The 20,072-nt window shown below is 64.6% G+C and carries 20 protein-coding genes; 6 read left to right on the forward strand and 14 right to left on the reverse strand.

Annotated elements, in window-relative coordinates:
• Position 1 precedes the first annotated feature (1 nt).
• Positions 2 to 1,306: a class I SAM-dependent methyltransferase gene (locus ACZ2HM_RS16390; protein ID WP_470425727.1), complete on the reverse strand. Its 1,305-nt coding sequence runs from the start codon at positions 1,304 to 1,306 to the stop codon at positions 2 to 4.
• 101 nt (positions 1,307 to 1,407) lie between these two features.
• Here ACZ2HM_RS16390 and dgcA point away from each other — a divergent pair, with 101 nt between their 5' ends.
• Positions 1,408 to 2,382: an N-acetyl-D-Glu racemase DgcA gene (gene dgcA, locus ACZ2HM_RS16395; protein WP_470425728.1), complete on the forward strand. Its 975-nt coding sequence runs from the start codon at positions 1,408 to 1,410 to the stop codon at positions 2,380 to 2,382.
• Between the two features lie 17 nt (positions 2,383 to 2,399).
• Here the strand turns inward: dgcA and ACZ2HM_RS16400 are convergent, their stop codons facing one another.
• A complete protein-coding gene (locus ACZ2HM_RS16400; protein WP_470425729.1) occupies positions 2,400 to 3,563 on the reverse strand; it encodes a mechanosensitive ion channel family protein in 1,164 nt (387 codons plus the stop codon).
• 27 nt (positions 3,564 to 3,590) lie between these two features.
• Positions 3,591 to 4,598: a DNA topoisomerase IB gene (locus ACZ2HM_RS16405; protein ID WP_470425730.1), complete on the reverse strand. Its 1,008-nt coding sequence runs from the start codon at positions 4,596 to 4,598 to the stop codon at positions 3,591 to 3,593.
• A gap of 103 nt (positions 4,599 to 4,701) precedes the next feature.
• Here ACZ2HM_RS16405 and ACZ2HM_RS16410 point away from each other — a divergent pair, with 103 nt between their 5' ends.
• Positions 4,702 to 5,256, forward strand: coding sequence for a type 1 glutamine amidotransferase domain-containing protein (locus ACZ2HM_RS16410; RefSeq protein ID WP_037473532.1), 555 nt, complete (start codon positions 4,702 to 4,704; stop codon positions 5,254 to 5,256).
• On the opposite strand, the gene ACZ2HM_RS16415 is transcribed toward ACZ2HM_RS16410, so the two are convergent.
• The 3 genes from ACZ2HM_RS16415 to ACZ2HM_RS16425 are packed head-to-tail and all read right to left on the reverse strand — an operon-like array spanning position 5,216 to position 7,399.
• Positions 5,216 to 5,923 carry a hypothetical protein gene (locus ACZ2HM_RS16415; RefSeq protein WP_470425731.1) on the reverse strand — a complete coding sequence of 236 codons (708 nt, stop codon included), beginning with the start codon at positions 5,921 to 5,923 and terminating at the stop codon, positions 5,216 to 5,218. The genes ACZ2HM_RS16410 and ACZ2HM_RS16415 overlap by 41 nt on opposite strands.
• Entirely contained in the window at positions 5,920 to 7,284 is a 1,365-nt protein-coding gene (locus ACZ2HM_RS16420) for a putative O-glycosylation ligase, exosortase A system-associated (protein ID WP_470425732.1), read from the reverse strand. The genes ACZ2HM_RS16415 and ACZ2HM_RS16420 overlap by 4 nt, the downstream gene beginning before the upstream one ends.
• Positions 7,277 to 7,399 carry a hypothetical protein gene (locus ACZ2HM_RS16425; protein WP_313922570.1) on the reverse strand — a complete coding sequence of 41 codons (123 nt, stop codon included), beginning with the start codon at positions 7,397 to 7,399 and terminating at the stop codon, positions 7,277 to 7,279. The genes ACZ2HM_RS16420 and ACZ2HM_RS16425 overlap by 8 nt, the downstream gene beginning before the upstream one ends.
• A 90-nt stretch (positions 7,400 to 7,489) precedes the next feature.
• Between ACZ2HM_RS16425 and ACZ2HM_RS16430 the strand changes: the two genes are divergently transcribed.
• Both ACZ2HM_RS16430 and ACZ2HM_RS16435 read left to right on the forward strand, forming a co-directional pair.
• Complete coding sequence (locus ACZ2HM_RS16430) at positions 7,490 to 8,734, forward strand: TIGR04063 family PEP-CTERM/XrtA system glycosyltransferase (RefSeq protein ID WP_470425733.1); 1,245 nt, start codon at positions 7,490 to 7,492, stop codon at positions 8,732 to 8,734.
• Between the two features lie 39 nt (positions 8,735 to 8,773).
• On the forward strand, positions 8,774 to 9,670 hold the full coding sequence (locus ACZ2HM_RS16435) for a hypothetical protein (RefSeq protein WP_470425734.1): 897 nt from the start codon (positions 8,774 to 8,776) through the stop codon (positions 9,668 to 9,670).
• 5 nt (positions 9,671 to 9,675) lie between these two features.
• On the opposite strand, the gene ACZ2HM_RS16440 is transcribed toward ACZ2HM_RS16435, so the two are convergent.
• Together ACZ2HM_RS16440 and ACZ2HM_RS16445 are read right to left on the reverse strand one after the other, a co-directional pair.
• Positions 9,676 to 10,047: a hypothetical protein gene (locus tag ACZ2HM_RS16440; protein ID WP_037476402.1), complete on the reverse strand. Its 372-nt coding sequence runs from the start codon at positions 10,045 to 10,047 to the stop codon at positions 9,676 to 9,678.
• Positions 10,044 to 10,229, reverse strand: a complete 186-nt coding sequence (locus tag ACZ2HM_RS16445; protein ID WP_037476400.1) for a hypothetical protein — start codon at positions 10,227 to 10,229, stop codon at positions 10,044 to 10,046. Before ACZ2HM_RS16445 ends, ACZ2HM_RS16440 begins: the two co-directional genes overlap by 4 nt.
• A gap of 116 nt (positions 10,230 to 10,345) precedes the next feature.
• Between ACZ2HM_RS16445 and ACZ2HM_RS16450 the strand changes: the two genes are divergently transcribed.
• Together ACZ2HM_RS16450 and ACZ2HM_RS16455 are read left to right on the forward strand one after the other, a co-directional pair.
• A complete protein-coding gene (locus ACZ2HM_RS16450) occupies positions 10,346 to 11,020 on the forward strand; it encodes a S24 family peptidase (RefSeq protein ID WP_037476398.1) in 675 nt (224 codons plus the stop codon).
• A gap of 41 nt (positions 11,021 to 11,061) precedes the next feature.
• The gene (locus ACZ2HM_RS16455; RefSeq protein ID WP_037476396.1) at positions 11,062 to 11,979 is read left to right on the forward strand and encodes an XdhC family protein; all 918 of its coding nucleotides are present in this window, start codon (positions 11,062 to 11,064) and stop codon (positions 11,977 to 11,979) included.
• A gap of 173 nt (positions 11,980 to 12,152) precedes the next feature.
• Here ACZ2HM_RS16455 and ACZ2HM_RS16460 read toward each other — a convergent pair whose 3' ends face one another.
• The 6 genes from ACZ2HM_RS16460 to ACZ2HM_RS16485 all read right to left on the reverse strand — a co-directional run bounded on the left by ACZ2HM_RS16460 (position 12,153) and on the right by ACZ2HM_RS16485 (position 19,726).
• Positions 12,153 to 12,815 (reverse strand): structural protein, encoded by a 663-nt coding sequence (locus tag ACZ2HM_RS16460; RefSeq protein WP_037476393.1) that lies wholly within the window; start codon positions 12,813 to 12,815, stop codon positions 12,153 to 12,155.
• Between the two features lie 30 nt (positions 12,816 to 12,845).
• The gene (locus ACZ2HM_RS16465; protein ID WP_037476391.1) at positions 12,846 to 13,031 is read right to left on the reverse strand and encodes a YbdD/YjiX family protein; all 186 of its coding nucleotides are present in this window, start codon (positions 13,029 to 13,031) and stop codon (positions 12,846 to 12,848) included.
• Positions 13,028 to 15,076 (reverse strand): carbon starvation CstA family protein, encoded by a 2,049-nt coding sequence (locus ACZ2HM_RS16470; protein WP_037476389.1) that lies wholly within the window; start codon positions 15,074 to 15,076, stop codon positions 13,028 to 13,030. The genes ACZ2HM_RS16465 and ACZ2HM_RS16470 overlap by 4 nt, the downstream gene beginning before the upstream one ends.
• 78 nt (positions 15,077 to 15,154) lie before the next feature.
• On the reverse strand, positions 15,155 to 15,562 hold the full coding sequence (locus ACZ2HM_RS16475; RefSeq protein WP_193378855.1) for a DoxX family protein: 408 nt from the start codon (positions 15,560 to 15,562) through the stop codon (positions 15,155 to 15,157).
• A 2-nt stretch (positions 15,563 to 15,564) separates the two neighbouring features.
• The gene (locus ACZ2HM_RS16480; RefSeq protein ID WP_037476387.1) at positions 15,565 to 18,102 is read right to left on the reverse strand and encodes a penicillin-binding protein 1A; all 2,538 of its coding nucleotides are present in this window, start codon (positions 18,100 to 18,102) and stop codon (positions 15,565 to 15,567) included.
• A 343-nt stretch (positions 18,103 to 18,445) separates the two neighbouring features.
• Positions 18,446 to 19,726, reverse strand: a complete 1,281-nt coding sequence (locus ACZ2HM_RS16485) for an N-acetylmuramoyl-L-alanine amidase (protein ID WP_037476379.1) — start codon at positions 19,724 to 19,726, stop codon at positions 18,446 to 18,448.
• Between the last annotated feature and the right edge of the window lie 346 nt (positions 19,727 to 20,072).

Consider the following 20,072-nt stretch of genomic DNA (forward strand, 5'->3'; position numbering starts at 1 on the left):
CTCAATGGGGCGTCCTGCCCATAGGGGCGATCGTGCCAGCGAGGTGCAGGATGCGGCGCGTGTCGCCCTCGCCGGTCAAGGCATAGGCCATGGTGCCGACTTCCCAATAGGCCACCACGTCGCCCGCGCGCCGGGCGACCAGCGGCGTGGCCTCGGCGGGGGTTTCGGCCTTGTCGGCGAACAGGGACAGCGTCTCCTGTTCCGGCGTCACGATGGTCATCGCGATGGCGGGGCTGTCGGTCGTTGGAAATAGTTGAACGTCGGTCACCCGCCAATCGCCCGGCAATGCAGGCAGGATGATGCCGGTCGACCGCCGGATTTCCTGCGCGTCGAATGTCGCGCTTTCGATCTGCGATGCCATGCCCTGCCGCAGCAGTCCGGTGCGGCGCGAGGCGGCCGCTTCGTCCAGAAAGCTGCTCGCCTGCGCGCTTTGGGGAAATTCGCCCAATTCGCCGCGCGCGATCCAGCCGATGCCCAGCAGCGCGGCAACCGCTGCCGCGCGGCGCATATGCCGCCATGTGCGCCCATCCTCATTGTCGTTGGCGACAGGCGCGGTCAGGTCGCGGCGACGGCCGACCAGCGTGCCCTTGGTCCCATCGCGCATCAGGCGAAAATCGATATGCGGCCACCGCTCGCGCCAGCGCCGTGCGACGATACGTTCGCCCGGCCGCGCGGCATCGTCCAGCAGCACGACGCCATTAGGCGACAATCGCGCGAACAGGCTGTCGGCTGCGCCCCGCACCAGCGGATGGACGCTCCAGGGTGGGCCGTCGATGATGATCAGGTCGATGCGCTCCGGCACACCCTCCAGCGCATACCAGCGGCCGGGCCAATCCGCGCTTTCATGCGTCAGCGGCGCATGACGGATGTCGGCATCAATCGCATGGTCGCTCAGCCATTGGCGGGTCGCATCGACAAAGCCGCCATGCTGGTCGAAACTGTGCAACCGCCCGCCGCCGTGCAATTGCAAGGCTCGCGCCGCGATCAGCGATGAAGCGCCTGCGCCCAACTCCACCACATGGGTGGGGCGTAGCCGTGCAATCTCCCGCACGATATGGCGCAGAAAACCGACATCGGCCTTCCAACTGCCCAGATGCGGCAGCGCATCATGCGGCAGGCCGAGTTCATCGAGCAACGCGCGCTTGTCCGCCGGGCGTCCGCCCGACAAGCTGGCGAGCAACCACGGCCAGCCGATCGCACCGAAACCGATGCGCCACGCCATGTCCGACAGGCGGCGCGGCCACTCGCTTTGCGCGGCATGGGCTTCATTGAGGGGCAAAAAGCCGGTCAGGTCGCGGGATGTCACGGAAAATAGGCTCCTTGTTGCATCACGGGACTATGCCGGACTTTATGTTTCGCTCATATGACGGTCTCGACCATGGTCAACCGATGACGCAGGAAAGCGCGATGATCCGTATAGTCTCTGCGACCGTCGAACGCTGGCCGGTGGCAGGTGCCTTCGTCATCAGCCGGGGAGCCAAGACGCATGTCGATGTCGTCGTCTGCACCGTGGGCGATGGCACCCATGTCGGGCAAGGCGAGGGCACGGCCATCTATTATGAGGGCGAAAGCGCGGAAAGCTGCGTCGCCGCCCTGCACGCCTATACCGGACCATTGGACCGCCAAGCCTTGCTGACCGCCATGCCGCGCGGCGCGGCGCGCAACGCGCTCGATTGCGCCTTATGGGATTTGGAAGCCAAGCAAGCGGGCGCGCCGGTGTGGCAATTGGCCGGTCTGGCACCACCCGCACCGCTGGCGACGGCATTTACGATCAGTTTGGGCGATCCCGATCTGATGGAGGCCGATGCGCGGGTCGCGACGGCGCGGGGCTTTGCGTTGCTCAAATGCAAGTTGACGGGGGAGGGCGACCAGGACCGCATCGCCGCCGTGCGGCGCGGCGCACCCACGGCGCGGCTGATCGTCGATGCCAATGAAAGCTGGCATGATCGCGACATCGCTGCAGAAGCAGCAGCACTCGCGGCCTTGGGCGTGGAGATGGTCGAACAACCGGTAATCCATGGGCAGGAGGCGCGCCTCGCGGGCGTTCATGCGCCGCTGCCGCTCTGCGCCGACGAAAGCTGCCACACGCGCGCCGATCTCGACCGGCTAGGCGATTTTGACGCGGTCAATATCAAGCTCGACAAGGCAGGCGGGCTGACCGAAGCCTTGGCTTTGGCGCGCGAAGCGAAAGAGCGCGGATTCCGGCTCATGGTCGGCTGCATGCTCGGCACGTCGCTTGGCATTGCACCTGCCGCTCTGTTGGCGCAGGGCGCGGACTGGATCGACCTGGACGGCGCGCTATTACTGGCGGAGGATCGCGACGGTGGGCTGGCGCTGTGCGACGGGCAACTGCAACCCGGCCCGCTCTGGGGCATGGGCTGATCCGTTCAGCGACAGCCTCATTCCTTCTCGACCTGGCGGACCGCCTGAACATCGGGATAGGGTAGAACCATCCGCCCGTCCGGTGCCGCGGTAAAGCTGGTCTGGGTCGGATAGGCGAACTCGATTCCGCGTTCGTTGAACTGGCGCAGGATGGCCAGGCCGACCTTATGGCGGATGACGTAGATGGCATCCCAATCCGGCAGATAGACGTCGAACTCGACTTCGAAATCCAGGCTCGACGCACCAAAGCTGATGAAACCGGACCGAACGAAATTCGCGCCGAGATCCGTGACGATCGTTTTCAATATGTCGGGAATCTGTTCGGCGACGTCGGGCGGCGTCTGGTAGATGACACCGATCGCGAATTTGATCCGGCGATGGTCGAGCGTGAAATAGCTGGTTATCTCCTTCTGCAGCAGATTGGCGTTGGAGATCACCTTCTTCTCGCCGGTAATGGCGCGCAGGCGGGTGGATTTCAGACCGATTTTTTCGACCGTGGCGGTCGTCATGTCATAATTGATCGTCTCGCCCCGGCGGAACGGCTTGTCGAAGATGATCGACAAGGCGGCGAACAGATCGGAAAATATGCCCTGCGCGGCGAGGCCGATGGCGATGCCGCCAATACCAAGGCCCGCGACAAGTCCAGTGACGTTGACGCCCAGATTATCCAGTACGACGATCGTCGCGACGGCAAAGAGGACGACGCTGACCAACAGGCGGATAAGCCCCATGGCGTTCGCGAGTGTCTCGCCGCCGCCATCCTGCGCCAGCGTCTTACGCTCCACCAGCCCCAGGATGATCTCCCGCGCCCACAAGGCCGCTTGCCACACCGCCGCGATGGTGAAGAGAAAGGCGATCGTTTTGTAGAGCGGAGCCGGTGCATCGGCATAGCCAACCACCAGCCGCGCCGCGACCATGACCATGAAGAAGTGCGTCGTGCGTGCGGCGGCCCGTCCCAGCACATTGGCATAGCCCAGCGGATCGCCGCGCGTCCCCTTGTGCCGCTTGCCAACCCCGCGCAGGGCCGTCAGCGCGAGGTAGATCAGGACGCCGACACCGATGGCGATCAATATCTGGACATAATGGACGGCAAGCCAGTCGCTGGTCGAGCGCCACATCGCGCCGAGATCGGGCGGCCGCACCGTGATGACGGGGTCGGCGGGGGTTTTCGTATTGGCCATGCTATCCTGTAGTCTGTTGAGTGCGGATCAGGCCGCCGCTGCAAGCGGGGCGCAGTCCGCCAAGGTATCGAGAAAGGCGATCAATCCGCGTTCCTCTCGTGACAGATATCGTGTCCGACGCGGAAGGCGAAGTTCCTCGCGCCATTCATCCTGCCCCTCCTTACATAGGGCAATAAGTGCGGGATGAATATAGGATTTGCGGCTGATCGCCGGCGTGTTGCCCAGCGCCAGTGCCACCGGGTCGATCATCTCCTTCAAAGAAACATGCCCGGCCGCCAATGTTTCAAAGGCGATCGTGGACGCGCCCCAGGTGCGGAAATGCTTGGCGGTGAACGGCCCTCCCATGGCATCGGCGATATAGGTGTTGACGTCGCTTGACGTGATCGGCCGGGCTTCACCCTCCTCGTCCAGATATTGAAACAGATGCTGGCCCGGTAGATCCTGTACCTGCCGCACGAAGCGCAGCAGGCGACTGTCGGTCACGGTCAATTGCTGTTCCTTGCCCGATTTGGCGCGATAGCGCAGCGTCAACGACCGGCCGTTGAGGTCGAGGTGACGGCGACGCAGCGTCGTCGCGCCGAAGCTCCTGTTGGTCGTGGCATAATGTTCATTGCCGACGCGCAATTTGGCGAGGTCGAGCAGGCGGATGACCGCCGCAATGGTGCGATCCTTGCGCAGCCCCCGCTTGGACAGGTCCGCCTCCAGCCGGGCGCGCAACTTGGGCAGGGCTCGACCGAAATGGGGGCATCCGGCATATTTCTCCGCCTCGCGCGCGGCGCGAAAGTCGGCATGATAGCGATATTGCTTGCGCCCCTTGTCGTCATAGCCGGTCGCTTGGATATGCCCATAAGGCGAGGGGCAGAACCAGCAGTCGCGATAGGCGGGCGGCAGGGCGATGGCGTTCAGCCGGTCGATCTCGTCCCGGTCCGTGATCCGCGCACCATCGACGTCGCGATAGGCCCAACCCCGTTTCAACGCGCGGCGCGTGATGCCGGGCACGCTGTCATTGGCATGAATTATGGCGGTTTGGGGCATGGTGTCCTTCTCGTCTCCCCAAACCCGCCTTTCGTCGCTTCGTTCCGCAACCATGGGGGCTCCGGGCCGTTAAACGGCCATTCCCCCCATGCAGGAGACACCCATGTCCGCCATCGAAAACAGCCATATTCTCATCATCGCCACGGATGGGTTCGAACAATCCGAACTGTTCGATCCACGCGACATGCTGATGAAAGCCGGGGCCAAGGTGACGCTGGCCTCGCCTGAAAGCGACCCGATCCAGGGTATGAAGCATGATGAAAAGGGCGATACCATCACCCCCGACATCATACTCGATGCCGTTTCGATGGACGATTATGACGGGCTGATCCTGCCCGGTGGCGTCGCCAATCCTGATACGCTGCGCGTGAATGAAAAGGCGATCGCGCTCATCCGTGCTTTTGCCGACGCCGGCAAGCCCGTCGCCGCCATCTGCCATGGTCCCTGGCTGCTGATCGAGGCGGGCGTAGTGAATGGCCGCACCGTCACGTCCTGGCCTTCGGTGCGTACCGACCTCACCAACGCCGGTGGAACGGTTGTCGATCGGGCCGTTGCGATCGACGGCAATATCATCACCAGCCGTAACCCCGACGACATCCCTGCCTTTGTCGAAGCCTTTACGAAGGCCGTGACCGAAGGGGCCAGCGTAGCCGCCTGAACGATGTGCCGCCGCCCGGATGCCACGGCACCGGGCGGCGGCGCAACACCGACAGATGCGCAAGCGCCAGTGTGGCGCATAATGTGCCACCGGCCAGCATGAGCGCTCGAACGTCCGGCGCAAAGACGGCGATCACAGCGGCGGCGCACGATCCCGCGATGGCCCATCCCAGCGCCCGGCCATCGCCATCCGGCCCGCGCAGCCAGAATACGCATCCACCCACCCCGACCAGATAGGCGCTGGCGTAACGCAGCGCCGCGACATCGGCCCCCCATAGCGGTAGCATCAGCAACAGCAGCAGCACGATCCCGCCGCGCGTCAGCCGTCCCATGGCTGGCGCAAGCAGCGGATAGAGCAGCATCTCGCACGCCAGCACCGCCATCAGGATCGCCAGTGCCTCGGTTGGACGACCCGCGATCAGCGCCACGGTCGCCGTTGCGCCCCAGGGGAGCAGCCGTTGCGGGGCCATGCGGATATGGCTGACCCAATCGCCCAGGCCAGCGCGCCTCTCCCAGCGTCGATCGGCAAGGCGCAGTTGGAAGCCGCCCATGACAAACAGCGCGCCGACACCCGCCGAAAAAAGCGCCGGCGCAATCATCGGCGATGCCAGCAACAGCCCCAGCAACAACCCATGCGCCATACCCAGCGCTCGCAATTCTCCGTTCATGCAGGGACGCCCTGCCGCGCGACGAGCGCTGCGGCCAGATCCTGCCGTGCCGCCGTCTTGCGTTTGCGGGTCAGATAGGTGTCGAGACCGATTTGCAGCGCCAGCATCATGAAGATGAACGGCTGATAGGCGATGCCCACGAACAGCGATCCGATCATATAGATGATATGCCCCTGTTGCAGCGCCAGCGCGAAGGGCGAAATCCACGCTTCCTGCGGTCCATCGCGCTTGCGGTAGAAGCGGCGGATCGATTCGGTGCGGATGAAGCAGATGAGGTGAATGAGCGCCCAGACCGCAAAGCCGAAATAGCCCTGCTCGCCGAGCAACTCGAAATAGGCGCTATGATAGGCACGGCCCTTGTCAGTGACGATCCGGGTTTCCAAGCGACTGCCGCCGCTGTCGGTCACTGTGCTGCGCGCGACATAGGTGAAGCTGTTCTGCAGATAATTGTCGAAGCCGCCGCCGCCCGGATGATCCTTCACATAGTCGAGCGTCCACATCCACACCGCGACGCGGGTGGAGGCGCTTTCGTCGCCCTGATGATTTTCGATCGTCTGCATCCGCTGCGTGAAGCTGGCGGGCAGGAAGGGGATCGACACCAACGCCGCCAGCAGCATCAGCGGTCCGTAGACGAAGCGCCGGGGCGAACGCATCAGCATCAGCCCGGCCAGGATGACGATGCAGACAAGGCCAGTACGGGCCTCGGTGCCGATCGGCATCAACAGGCAGGCGAGGCACAGGCAATAGCAAAAAGCCTTCACCTTCCAGTCGGGCGGGAAGATGGTGCCATGTTTGGCCAGCCACAGGATCAGCGGGATCAGCGAGATGGCGACGCAGCTGATGATGGAGCCTTCATATAGCCCGCTATTATTGTCGACCATTAGGTTGAGCACGCCATAGCCGCCGCCCGACAAGGCGGTCTTGAGGCCGCCATTGATGATGATCGTGCTGGCGCACAGGATCATGAAAACGGTCATCGCCTCGATTCGCAAGCGCGTGCGCAACACCAGCGGCAGGAACACGCCTGCGATGATCGCCTTCCACACCCAATTCCATTTGGTCAGCGCCTCGACCGGGAAATCGGCGGTCATCGTGGTATAGCCGCACCAGGCAAGCAGCACGAGCATCAGCCCCTGCCGCGCCGAGAATCGGCAATCCTTTTTGTCGTCCATCACCAGCCAGGCGCCCACCATCGCGCCAAAGGCGATGAAGGAGATCGGGATCGAATTGAGCAGGAAATAGGACAGGCGCTGGGGCGAGACGATGTCGATATAGGCATAGACCGCGACCAGCAGGAACGGCCGCCTGAACCCCATCAGGAAGAAGACGCCCAGAAAGGCGAGGAAGAACAGGTCACGCATCGCCCGTCTCGACCTCCGGCTCTGGATCGCGATCAAGGTCGGGGCGCGACAGCAAGCGCCAGGCCGTCAGCAGGATCACGCCATGGCTGACCAGCAAGGATAAGGTGTCGATCATTATGCGTTCTTGTTCCCGGTAGCCGCCTCTTTGTCCTAGCGAGACAGAGTTGACGGGGCGTTAAACCTTTTTCGGCAGACAGGGCTGGCTATGACTCGCATCCTCCATGTGCTGGACCACAGCCTCCCGCTCCACAGCGGCTATACCTTCCGGACCCGTGCGATCCTGCGCGCGCAGATGGCCAAGGGCTGGGCGGTGCGTGGCATCACCGGCCATCGCCATGTCGCGCCACAGCCACAGGACGGCGCGGCACCGCTGGAAGAGGTGGTCGATGGCCTCCATTTCCACCGCACGCCGGGGCAGCCCGCGACCGGCAATCCGCTGATTCGCGAATGGCGCGACATAGCGGCGCATGCCGACGCGATCGAATCGCTGGTGCGCGATTGGCGGCCCGACATCATCCACGCTCATTCGCCCGTCCTCAACGCCATCGCGGTGCAGCGGGTCGCCAAGCGGCATGGCATCCCGATGATCTACGAAATCCGCGCCTTCTGGGAAGATGCGGCGGTCGGCAACGGCACCGGGACGCAGGGAAGCCCGCGCTATTGGCTCACCCGCCAGCTCGAAACCCATGCGGTGCGCGCCGCCGATGCGGTCGCGGTAATCTGCGAAGGGCTGCGCGGCGACCTGATCGCGCGCGGCATTGATCGGGACAAGATCATCGTGTCGCCCAATGGCGTCGACATGGAACAGTTTGGCGATCCGGTCCCGCGCGACCCTGCGCTGACGGCTAGGCTGGGACTGGAGGGGGCCGATGTCGTCGGCTTCATCGGCAGCTTCTACGATTATGAAGGGCTGGACGATTTGATTGCGGCGATGCCGCGACTCGTGCGTGCCCGGCCCAAAGCGAGGCTGTTGATGGTGGGCGGTGGCCCGCGCGAACAGGCGTTGCGCGAACAGGCGATGGCGTCGCCTTTTGCCGATCATATCATCTTCGTCGGCCGCGTGCCGCACGACCAGGTCGAACATTATTATGCGCAGGTCGATATTCTTGCTTACCCACGCAAGGCGATGCGGCTGACCGATCTGGTGACCCCGCTCAAGCCGCTGGAAGCCATGGCGCAGGGGCGACTCGTTGCTGCGTCGAGCGTCGGCGGCCATCGCGAGTTGATCGAGGATGGCGTCACCGGCACGCTCTTTGCCCCCGACGATCCGGCGAGCATCGCCGCCGCGCTTGCCGGGCTGTTCGCCGATCGCGCGCCGTGGGACGAACGCCGCGCCGTGGCGCGTGCCTTTGTCGAGCGCGAACGCAACTGGTCGGCCAATATCCTGCGCTACGAACCGGTCTATCAGCACTTGCTGGCCCAGGCCGACGGCGCGCGGGCGGCGGCCTGACGGCATATGGCGCCACGCGGATCAAGACCGGACCGGGCCATGGTGATGGCAGCGCTGGGCGGCCTCGTCGCCGCACTGGCGGTGCTGCTGACCCCGGTGGGGCTGATCGAAATGCTGGTGGCGTCCAGTGGGCTGAGCGAAGCGCTGCCCGCCGCCGCGCCGCCACTTGGCCTCAAGGCCAGAATACTGATCGCTCTTTTCGCCGCTATAATGGTGATGGGGATCATTTTGACGATGCGGCGCGACGCAACTGTGGCGACGGAACCAAGTGAAAAGAAGCAGCGCGTCGAACGCGCCAAGGGAGCACGAAAAATGGGTTTCGCATTTTCCAAATGGGCCGCGCTGGCGCGGGGCCGTTCCATCGAATCGATCGAGGGCGCACCGCCGACGCTGCGCCGGGCCGATGCCCATCCCGATGCGCCGGCGCGCGCACCGATCTTCGCCAGCCGCGACCTGAACGGCGTCGATATCTTCGCGCGCCCTGAATCAGGACGGCGCGGGCTGGTGGCGCAGGCCGTGGTGGACGCGCCTGCCATCCGGTCCACGCCGGACTTCCCCATGCCAGCCGCGCCCCTGCCGGTTGCCGAGGCGGACTTGCCCCAGCCCGCCTTCCTGCGCCCGGCCGCGCCCCTGATCGAGCCGGAGGAAGCAGAAGAGGCCGCACCGGCCATCGAAGCCAAGGCACCCCCTGCGCCCCTGCCAACCCCGGCGCCGCGCCCCTCGACCCAGGGGCTTACGATCGGCCAGTTGACCGAGCGGCTGGAACGTGGCCTGTCCCAGCGTCGCCGCACGGCATCCGATGATGGCATCCGGGTGCTGGCCGACATGCCGCCCGCCATGCCGGTGCCCGTGCGCGACACGCCCGATACCGACACCGACGCCGCATTGCGCGCCGCGTTGGGCACGTTGCGCAGCATGACCGGCCGGGCCCGCTAACTCTCCTACCATTCCTCGATCGTCAGCGCTGACAGCTCCACCCATAGGCCGTCGGCGCTGTCGCCCTCTGCATCGACGCAGATGTCGGCGACGAAATGGCGCGGCAACACCCATTGCGCTTCGCTGATCCCATCGAGCAGGCGCGCCTTGCTCGCCTGCGCCTCCGCCCCGCTGATCGCCAGCCGCACGACATGGCGTCGCCCCTCGAACAAAGCGCTGGCCCAAGGGCGGCTCACTGCCCGTTCGACGCGGGCATTGTCGCCCGCCCGCGCGAGCAATTGGGCCAGCAGGCGGGGCAGGGGGTCGGCCGTGCCTTTTCCTATTGCTTGATTTCGGATCAGGTTGCCCGCGCGCACATGCGGATCGATGCTTGTCATTGGCCGCTGCTCCTGCGATATGTGTTCATGAAATGTTCTACACGTCTCTTTATCCGTTCGCCCGGCTCGCGTCCGCCGCGCAGGTCGAAGACCAGCCGTGGATCGCGCACGCTGGCCCGCCCGAAGGTGGCGGGCGGCATCTCGTGGCGGCGAAGGAATGTCTCGATCATGCGCAACAGCATCGGCCTCAATCTCCCCTGTCATGGCGACTCGCCCCGCGCGAGCCGTTAGGTATATTCCTATCTCAAAGCCAATTTCCTACTTGTCTAGGAAAAATCTTATCAGTAATGGACGGATCATGGATGAATCGCAGGACGCTCGTATCGCGCTGGAACGGCTGATCGCCGATCGGGGGGAGAATTATGCCGATCTGTCCCGGCTGATCGGCCGCAACCCCGCCTATATCCAGCAGTTCATCAAGCGCGGGACGCCGCGCAAATTGGATGAGGATGATCGCCGCGTGCTGGCCCGCTATTTCGGCGTACCCGAACAGATGCTGGGCGGGACAGCGGCGGCGCCCCTGTCGGCAACGTCCGGCCGGATGCGCAGCGTGCCGGCCGTGGTCGCCGTACCCCGGCTGGCGCTGGGCGCGTCGGCGGGCGGCGGCACGCTGGACGAGGATGAACGCGCGGCGGGCGTGATGGCGTTCGACGCGCACTGGCTGCGGCACTTGGGCGTCCGGCCGCAGCGCGTGTCGATCATCCGCGTCGATGGCGAATCGATGGCGCCGACGCTTAGCGACGGCGACGACATCATGGTCGATCATGATGATGATGCGCTGCGGCTGCGCGACGGCGTCTATGTGTTGCGGCTCGACGGCGTGCTGATGGTCAAGCGAATCGCCATGGGGCCACTGCGGGGCCGGTTCAGCGTGGTCAGCGACAATGTCCATTATCCCGACTGGGCCGATATCGACCCGGCGCTGGTGGACATCGTCGGCCGCGTCGTGTGGACTGGCAGGCGTCTGGTGTAGGTGGTGAGACCACCCTATCTGTGCGCCAAAGGAGTATCGGTGTGAACGACAATGGCGCGGTGATCCGCAAGGGCTTGGAATGGCGCGGCGCGCGGCTGGCGCTAGCGACGGTGGTATCGACCTGGGGATCAGCCCCGCGCCCGCGCGGCAGCCATATGATCGTCCATGAAGACGGCCGGTTCGAAGGCAGTATTTCCGGCGGCTGCGTCGAAACCGACGTGCTGCAACGCGCCACTGAAGTGATCGCAGGCCGCGCGGCGCATGTCGAAACCTATGGCGTGGCCGATGGCGATGCGTGGGAGGTCGGTCTGCCCTGCGGCGGCGAGATCGCGGTGCTGGTCCAGCCGGTGGGGGAGGATGGCTTTCTCCCCGACCTGTTCGACCGGATCGACACGGCGAACGCGCGCGGGCGCGCCGTCACGCTGGCGACCGACCTGACGACCGGCGCGACGCAGGAAGGGAGCGGGGAGGGACTGTTCCTCAACCGCTATGATCCGCCCCGCCGCTTGCTGATCGTCGGCGCGGTGCAGATCGCCCAGTCGCTCGTGCCGCTGACGCAGGCGATCGGCGTGACCCCGGTCCTGATCGACCCGCGCGGCCGCTTCCTCACCGCCGAACGCTTCCCCGGCGTCGAACTGGACGACCGCTGGCCCGACGACGCCATCGCCGCGCACTTCCCCGGCGAATCGACCGCCGTGGTCACGCTCAGCCACGACATCAAGATCGACGACCCCGCGCTCGCCGCCGCGTTGCGCGCGCCGACCGGCTACATCGCGGCGCTAGGCTCCCGCAAAAGCCACGCGGCAAGGCTGGAGCGGCTCGCGGCCATGGGCTTTGGCGCGGACGATCTGGCGCGGATCGATGGCCCGGCCGGGCTGGATATCGGCGCGATCGGCGCCGCCGAAATTGCGCTGTCGATCACGGCAGGCATGGTGGCGGGATTCAACCGGATGCGGTGAGGGGAGGGTGGAGACAGGGCAGGCAGATTGAAGAACGAAACCGCCCCCAAATGCCGTTACCCCGGACTTGATCCGGGGTCCATGAGCCTCACCCCCTCAATGACGCCATACCGTCGAGCCAATAGATGCCGGGTCAATCCCGGCATGACGGCAAGTGGTAGGAAACTGCTGTATTAAAGTGGCCCTTCCCGGCGTCGAAAATCGAGCAGCATTAAAAACTCGGTTGGCCATGAATCGCGAAGCTGTGATTCGATTAGCGATAGTTCCGCGTCTGTCGTGAGAGTTCTGCCTGAGCGCTTCATTTGGCTGTGCGTCATATTATTAGTTGCGCACCGGCAGTCCATTCCAAGAGGAGGCTGCCAACGCATCCAAAAGGAATGATCCCAAGGCAGAATGACTTTACTTAAAGGGAGATGTGTCGGATCGGTACGCGCATCACCTACCACGATGCCGTACTTAAATGGGAGCACTGCGCGGGCTTGCTGGTCCCGCTGAGCGCGCGCTGCCGCCCGCGCGAGCTTAAGCGAGACCCTGAAGAAGCGCTCGGCCAGCAAGCGTTCAACACCGGCTCCAAAGCCGATATTGATGTGAGTGACCAAATCAAAGAAGTTAGATTCTGAGCCTCCTCGAAGCATTGTTGTAAGCATCGCAGCGTGCAGTTCCCCAGCGAGAGCTTCTGCGAAGGGCGCCTCCCAATTCAAAGCCGCCATAACTTGCGGCGTCCAGGCAGCGATCAGTAGTCCATCGCGATCCGCGATCCAGTCAATCAGGTCGTTTGCTGCTACCGACACGGCATTCATAGTCTTAAATTGGCCTGGCGACATCGCGTTTTGCATGGGGACAGATGAGCGCTTCCAGACACTCCCCTAACAGCACCGCCCACCATTCTTCCCGCCATAGCGCGCTTCCTGCCGGTCACGAAAAAACGCCGTGCGGTCCATCACCGGCTGCCCCGGATGATGCGCCTCGCAGTGCCGCAGATACGCGTCATAGTCGGGCATTCCGACCATCAGCCGTGCGGTCCGGCGCAGCGTGTCGAGCAGCCCGCTCATGCCGTCGGCACCAGTTGCGCCGGGATTTCCTGCGCGGTCGGCTCTGTGCTGCGACGCGCGGCGAGGCAGGTGCGGATCGTGAAGACCAGCAGCGACAAGACCACGGCCAGGAACAGCGCGACCAGCGCCGCGTCGATCCGGTCGTTGAAGATGATGCGCTCCATCTCCGCCATCGACTTGGCGGGGCTAAGCACTTCGCCCTTGTCTGCCGCCGCGCCGAACTTGGCCGCATGGGCGAGGAAGCCGAGCTTGGGATCGGGCGAGAAGAGTTTGAGCCACCCCGCCGACAAAGTGCAGACCAGTAGCCAGGCGGTCGGGATCATCGTCACCCAGGCGAAGCGGTCGCGCTTCATGCGGAACAGCACCGCTGTCGCCAGCATCAGCGCGATCGCGGCGAGCATCTGGTTCGAGATACCGAAGACCGGCCACAGCGTATTCACCCCGCCCAGCGGATCGGTGACGCCTTGATACAGGAAGAAGCCCCAGGCCGCGACCGTTAGCGCGGTCGCGACGACGCCCGGCACATGGCTCTTGCTCTCCTTGAAGGACGGCACGGCCAGCGCGATCAGATCCTGCAGCATGAAGCGCCCGGCGCGGGTGCCCGCATCCACCGCGGTCAGGATGAACAGCGCCTCGAACAGGATGGCGAAATGATACCAGAAGGCCTTCATCGCCGGGCCGCCGACGACATGGCTGAAGATTTCCGCCATCGCCACCGCCAGCGTCGGCGCGCCGCCGGTGCGTGAAATGATACTATGCTCGCCGACATCCTTGGCCGTTTGCGTGATGAGGTCGGCCGAGATAGGAAAGCCCATCGCCGTGACGGCGGCCGACGCGCTCGCCGCATCCGTGCCGATGATTGCGCCGGGGCTGTTCATCGTGAAATAGATGCCGGGGTCCAGAATCGACGCGCCGACCAGCGCCATGATCGCCACGAACGCCTCCATCAGCATCGCGCCATAGCCGATCACCGGGGCGTGGGCTTCGCTGGCGATCAGCTTGGGCGTGGTGCCGCTGGAAATCAGCGCATGGAAACCCGACACCGCGCCACAGGCGATGGTGATGAACAGGAAGGGGAAGAGGCCGCCTGCCCAGACCGGCCCACCGCCATCGACGAACTGGGTCAGCGCAGGCATTTTGAGCGGCGGGGCCATGATGACGATGCCGATGGCCAGCGCCGCGATCGCCCCGATCTTGAGGAAGGTCGAGAGATAGTCGCGCGGCGCAAGCAACAGCCATACCGGCAGCACCGACGCCACGGCGCCATAGCCGATCAAAATCCAGCACAATTGCACCGGCGTAAAGGTGAAGATCGGTCCCCAGACCGGCGAGGCGGCAATCGCCTGCCCATAAACGATCGCAGCGAGCAGCCCGACGAGGCCCAGCAGCGACACTTCGCCGATCCGCCCCGGCCGAATCCAGCGGGTATAGACGCCCATGAACATCGCCAGCGGCACGGTCGCCGCCACGGTGAACATGCCCCACGGACTTTCGGCCAGCGCCTTAACGACGATCAGCGCCAGCACCGCGAGGATGATGACCATGATCATGAAGGCGCCGATCAGGGCGATCGTCCCGGCCCATTGGCCCATTTCCATGCGAATGAGTTCGCCCAGCGACTTGCCGTCGCGGCGCATGGAGATGAACAACACCATGAAATCCTGCACCGCGCCCGCCAGCACGACGCCCACGATGATCCAGAGTGTGCCGGGCAGATAGCCCATTTGCGCCGCCAGCACTGGCCCGACCAGCGGCCCCGCCCCCGCGATCGCCGCGAAATGATGACCAAACAAGACGGTTCGATCGGTTGCTACATAGTCCAGCCCGTCGGCACGGCGCACGGCAGGCGTGGGCCGCGACGGATCGAGCCGCATCACATGGCGCGCGATGAACAGCGCATAATAGCGATAGGCGACCAGGAAGCTGCTGACCGCAGCGATGACGATCCACAGCGCATTGACGGCCTCGCCGCGCGATACGGCCACCACACTGAGCGCCACCGCGCCGACAATGGCCAACGCTATCCAGGGAAGATGCCGGGTCATCGCTCTCTCTTGTGATCGTCGGTCAGGAGAGGGTACAGTAAGCCGCTCACCTCAAAAGACAATCACACGATGGTCGGATCAGCGCCGCCGCCCGAACGGCCAGTCGATCACGCCGCCCGCCCATAGCGCCCACCAGATGATGACGGGTTGCAGTGCCAGGCGCGGTCCATGATACCACCAGCTCAGATGCACCCCGCCCAGCGAAATGTCGCCCAGCGCATGGTGGATATTGGCGGGCCATACGCACAGCGCATAGAGCGCCAGGCCGATACCGGCCGCCCGGCGCAGCGGCGGCAGCATCAAGCCCACCGCGCCTGCAATCTCTGCTATCCCTGTCAACCAGACGACGGTGGCGGGGAAGGGCACCCAGTCGGGCGTGATCGCGATGAACCCGCCCGGCGACCGCAAATGCGCGACGCCCGCCACCAGATAGGCCAGCGCCAAAATGACGCGCGCAATCTGTCGGGCGCGGCTGTCCCGCCGCACCCTTAGTAGATCCCGCCCTGATCCTGCAAAAAGTCGCTGTCGGTACGCTGGCGGCGCTGGCCGGACGCGGCCTTGGCGGCGGCGACCTTGGCCTGCGCCTCGGCCTCCTCCTTGCGGATGGTACGGCGCGGTTCCGATTCGGGCTTGAACGCTTCCCAGATGACCGCGGCCTTGGGCTCGCTGGTCGGCCAGGCACCATAGACGCGCTTGCCCGATCGCCGGTCGATCGGCACCATGCGGATGCCAGCCGGGGCGACGAAGGGCGTCTTGGGCATCGTTTCCAGGATGGGGGCCATCGCCGCTTTCCAGATCGGCGCGGCGATGCGGCCGCCCTGCGCCCAACCGCCCAGGCTGCGCGGCTGATCATAGCCGATATAGACCCCCGCGACGAGGTCGGGCGATCCGCCCACGAACCACACATTGGTCGGGCCGTTGGTGGTGCCGGTCTTGCCGAACAGCGGGCGCTTCAAGTCCGCCAACACCGTGGCGGTGCCGCGCTGGACTACGCCTTCGGTGATATGGACGACCTGATAGGCGGTCATCGGGTTCATCACCTGTTTGCCCTCCATGCCGAAGCGGGGCATCGGCTTGCCGTCCCAGTTCGCCATGTTACACCCATCGCACGGTCGCCAGCGTTCGGGCCAGATCACCTTGCCGCGCCGGTCCTGCACATAATCCATCACCTTGGACGGGAATTGCCGCCCCTGATTGGCCAGCGTCGCATAGGCGTTGACCATCTTCTCCACCGTCGTTTCCCCCGCGCCCAGCGCGAAGGAGAGGTAGGGCTGATAATCGCCGATGCCCAATCCCTTGATGGTCCGCACGACCTTTTCCATGCCGGTCTGGCTGGCGGCGCGCACGGTCATCAGGTTGCGCGATTGCTCCACCCCCCAGCGCATCGTCTGCGGCCCGGCGCTGCCGCCGGAAAAGTTGCGGAAGCATTTCTGCCCCAGGCCAGCGCCCTGATAGACGCATAAGGGGCCATCGACGATGATCGAGGCAGGCGTCATCCCGCTGTCGAGTGCGGCGGCATAGACGAAGGGTTTGATGGTCGATCCGGGCTGGCGCATCGCCTGCGTCGCGCGGTTATAGGAGGAAAGGCGCGCATCGAACCCGCCCTGCATCGCGCGGATGCGGCCCGAATGCACCTCTTCCACCACCATGCCGCCCGACACTTCGGGAATGTTGCGCAGCGCCCAATTGGCACCATTGCGCGCCACGACGATCAAGTCGCCGGGCTGCATCGCGGAAAAGGCCGGGCCACCGCTCTTGCGATAGGCCATTTGCGCCGCGCTTGCGGGCAGAGTTCCGGTGCTGCCGTCGGCAAAGCCGATCTGCGCTTCCGAAGAGGTGCGGCTGATGATGACGGCGACGCGCCATTCGGCATAATCGACGTCGATATAGCTCGCCGCCAGTTCGCGTTCCCAGCCATTGTCGATCTTGATCTTGGCGACCGGACCCGACCAACCACGCCCGGCGTCGAAACGCAGCAGGCCGTTGCGCAGGGCGTTGGCGGTGCTGTCCTGCACCACCGGATCATAGGGGCTGCGCACCCACAGGCCACCGGCATAGACGCTGTTGGGGCCGTCTTCCGCCTTTTCGCCGAACAAGCCGATCAGACGACGACGCACTTCCTCCATATAATAGCCGCCCGCGCGCGCGTCGAAGCTGGAACTGTGCATGGCGACCGTGCCGAGCGGCAGCGCCGCCGCCGCATTGCGCTGTGCAGGCGTGATCCAGCCGCTCTTCACCATCTCGCCCAGCGCCCAGTTACGCCGGTCGAGCGCGCGCGCCATGCCGCTTTCGCTTTCGGGGCGATAATTGGCCGGACCCTTGGGCAGGATCGACAGATAGGCCATTTCATGCAGAGCGAGGTCAGCAACGTCCTTGTTGAAATAGGCGCGCGAGGCCGCCTGCACGCCATAGGCATTCCGGCCGAGGAATATCTGGTTGAGATAGAGTTCGAGGATCTGCTGCTTGCTCAGCACATTTTCCATGCGGTAGGCGAGGATCATCTCCTTCACCTTGCGCGTGGGCGAATATTCATCGCCGATCAGCAGATTCTTGGCGACCTGCTGGGTGATCGTCGAACCGCCGCGTGCGCGCTGGCCGGAGCCGAGCTTGCTCGCATAATCGACCACCGCGCCTGCAAAGCCGGGAATATCGACGCCATGATGTTCGAAGAAAGTCTTGTCCTCCGCCGCCAGATAGGCGCGGATCAGCAGCGGCGGATAATCGCTATATTGCAACTGGACGCGCCGTTCGCGGGCATAGCTGTGGACTGGCTGGCCATTAATGTCGCGCACGATGGTCGGCAGCGGCGGCTCATATTCCAGCAGCGTCGCCGCATCGGGCAGACCGCGCGCGAAGATCAGCCAGAACAAGAGCAAAGCGGTGAGGAAGCCGCCCAGCGCAATCGTGCCCCAGCGCACCAGCCGCCGTTGCCACAAGCGACGCAGCAGGCCGCCTGCGCCACTGGCGTCGCGACGCAAGCGATAGGCAAAGGATGACGGGGCGGTATCGGGGCTGGCCTCTTCCATGGGTACGAGGCTCTAGGGTCAAATTGCGGGCAATGCCAGTATGGATCGCGAGAACGATGTTCCTCCCCGCTCGCGGGGAGGTGGCGCGCGCAGCGCGTCGGAGGTGGTTTGCCCCACGGCACGCCCCTCCACCATTTGCTGCGCAAACGGTCACCCTCCTCGGTACCGGGATCACCGCGAAATTCATCACCCACAGAGTTTTACGTCATCCCCGCGAAGGCGGGGACCCATCTCCGGAGCTAAAATCAAGATGATAAGGTGGGAGATGGGTTCCCGCCTTCGCGGGAATGACGATGATTCGTATGCGATCCGCATTTCGCAACGATCCCCGTGTCGGGGAAGATCAACCGCCCGCCGTGCCGCTCCGCATCGCCAGCTTCCGCGCGAAATGGACCTCGATCGCGCGGGCCACGCCGCGCGCGATCTTGGACTGCCCTTCGCGCGATGACAGAAACGCAGCGTCGTCGGCATTGCTGATATAGCCGGTCTCGAACAGGATCGACGGCGTATCGGGCGCTTTGAGCACCATCAGCGACGCGAAGCGGTGATAGCTACTGCGGAACGGCACATAGGGCGCGGCTTCGCGCTGCAGCAGCCGGGCAAAGCTCGCTGAGATGTTGAGCGATTCGCGCTGGGTCAGGTCGATCAGGATCGAGGAGACATCGCCCGACTGGCCGCCCAGATTGACGCCATTGATGATGTCGGCCTTGTTTTCGCGTGCCGCCAGCCGTGCCGCCTCGCGGTCGGACGCGGTTTCCGACAGGGTATAGACAGTCGCCCCCTGCGCTTCGGTATTTTCCGCCGCGTCGGCGTGAATGGAGATGAACAGGTCGGCGCCCAGTTTGCGCGCGATGCCATAGCGTTCCTGCAGAATCAGATATTTGTCATCGTCGCGGGTCAGCGCGACGCGCACCCGGCCCGATTTGACGAGCTGGTCACGGATCGCCTGCGCGATCGCCAGCGTCACATCCTTTTCGCGCTTGCCCATGTCGGTGTTGATCGCACCCGGATCATGGCCACCATGGCCAGCATCGATCACCACCAGCGGCCGCGCACCATCGCGCGACCCTTCGACTGAGGGCAGCGAGACGCCGCGTGCCGCCGCCGGGATCGGCACAGTGATCGAATGGAGGCGCCTTTGCGGGCGGGCCGCCATCTCGGCCGGCGCGTCGAAGCGCATGCGGCCCTTGCCCACTTCGCTGCGAAAGCGGCTGTCGGTCACGCCCTGCAGCGCGAAGCTCAGCGATTTGCCATCGGCGGCGATCTGTGCCTGGTCGAGCGTGGCGGGGCTGGCGAGGTCCAGCACCACCCGCGCCGTGTCCTCGCTTAGCTGCCCCTGTCGCACGGCTGACACCGCGCTGCTGGCGGGGGCGAAATGGCCGCGTCCGACCTGCGCACCATCGATATCCAGCGCGATCCGGCGCGGCGCGTCCAGCAGGAAGGCCGACGCGCCATTCACCCGATCATCGAAGCGGACGACGACCCGGTCATTCTGCACGAAGACACCGGAAATACCACCGGCGCTGCCGGGAACCGACAGGGCGATCGTGCTTGCCAGGGCAAGGCTCAGAAACATGTACCGCTTGTGCAACGCAGCCCAGTCAGCCGTCCAGCCAAATTTCATGCTGTTTACATCCGTCCAGCGTCCCCACGCTAAAGGCCGGGTTAAGCATCGCCGCCTTGGATTCGGTAAAATGAGAGAGTTAACGGCATTTTCAGCATGAAGCGGCAGAAGGGGCGCGGCGGACGGTGTCCGCGACATAATATTTCCTGCAGCCGTTGCTCCCTACCGCTTTGGCTGCTACCCATTCACATTCCTGCAATGTCCGTCTTTTCCATACGGCGCGGCGCAGGCCCAAGAAGACGGCAGGTTGGCGCGATCCGCGCCGCCGCGCCGATGTTATGAACAGGTTGACGCTGCATGAGGCATGAATTTCCATCCACGCTGACCCCGGCAACGGGCATCGCGG

The organism is Sphingobium sp. KKT206 (assembly GCF_055640555.1).

Excerpts from the sequence above, each read along its gene's own strand:
- ACZ2HM_RS16420 (WP_470425732.1), bottom strand. The coding sequence starts at position 7,284 with ATGCGTGACCTGTTCTTCCTCGCCTTTCTGGGCGTCTTCTTCCTGATG.
- ACZ2HM_RS16435 (WP_470425734.1), top strand. The coding sequence starts at position 8,774 with ATGGTGATGGCAGCGCTGGGCGGCCTCGTCGCCGCACTGGCGGTGCTG.
- ACZ2HM_RS16430 (WP_470425733.1), top strand. The coding sequence starts at position 7,490 with ATGACTCGCATCCTCCATGTGCTGGACCACAGCCTCCCGCTCCACAGC.
- dgcA (WP_470425728.1), top strand. The coding sequence starts at position 1,408 with ATGATCCGTATAGTCTCTGCGACCGTCGAACGCTGGCCGGTGGCAGGT.
- ACZ2HM_RS16470 (WP_037476389.1), bottom strand. The coding sequence starts at position 15,076 with ATGACCCGGCATCTTCCCTGGATAGCGTTGGCCATTGTCGGCGCGGTG.
- ACZ2HM_RS16400 (WP_470425729.1), bottom strand. The coding sequence starts at position 3,563 with ATGGCCAATACGAAAACCCCCGCCGACCCCGTCATCACGGTGCGGCCG.
- ACZ2HM_RS16460 (WP_037476393.1), bottom strand. The coding sequence starts at position 12,815 with ATGCAAAACGCGATGTCGCCAGGCCAATTTAAGACTATGAATGCCGTG.
- ACZ2HM_RS16485 (WP_037476379.1), bottom strand. The coding sequence starts at position 19,726 with ATGAAATTTGGCTGGACGGCTGACTGGGCTGCGTTGCACAAGCGGTAC.
- ACZ2HM_RS16415 (WP_470425731.1), bottom strand. The coding sequence starts at position 5,923 with ATGAACGGAGAATTGCGAGCGCTGGGTATGGCGCATGGGTTGTTGCTG.
- ACZ2HM_RS16445 (WP_037476400.1), bottom strand. The coding sequence starts at position 10,229 with ATGCTGTTGCGCATGATCGAGACATTCCTTCGCCGCCACGAGATGCCG.
- ACZ2HM_RS16450 (WP_037476398.1), top strand. The coding sequence starts at position 10,346 with ATGGATGAATCGCAGGACGCTCGTATCGCGCTGGAACGGCTGATCGCC.
- ACZ2HM_RS16425 (WP_313922570.1), bottom strand. The coding sequence starts at position 7,399 with ATGATCGACACCTTATCCTTGCTGGTCAGCCATGGCGTGATCCTGCTG.
- ACZ2HM_RS16410 (WP_037473532.1), top strand. The coding sequence starts at position 4,702 with ATGTCCGCCATCGAAAACAGCCATATTCTCATCATCGCCACGGATGGG.
- ACZ2HM_RS16465 (WP_037476391.1), bottom strand. The coding sequence starts at position 13,031 with ATGAGCGGGCTGCTCGACACGCTGCGCCGGACCGCACGGCTGATGGTC.
- ACZ2HM_RS16480 (WP_037476387.1), bottom strand. The coding sequence starts at position 18,102 with ATGGAAGAGGCCAGCCCCGATACCGCCCCGTCATCCTTTGCCTATCGC.
- ACZ2HM_RS16405 (WP_470425730.1), bottom strand. The coding sequence starts at position 4,598 with ATGCCCCAAACCGCCATAATTCATGCCAATGACAGCGTGCCCGGCATC.
- ACZ2HM_RS16440 (WP_037476402.1), bottom strand. The coding sequence starts at position 10,047 with ATGACAAGCATCGATCCGCATGTGCGCGCGGGCAACCTGATCCGAAAT.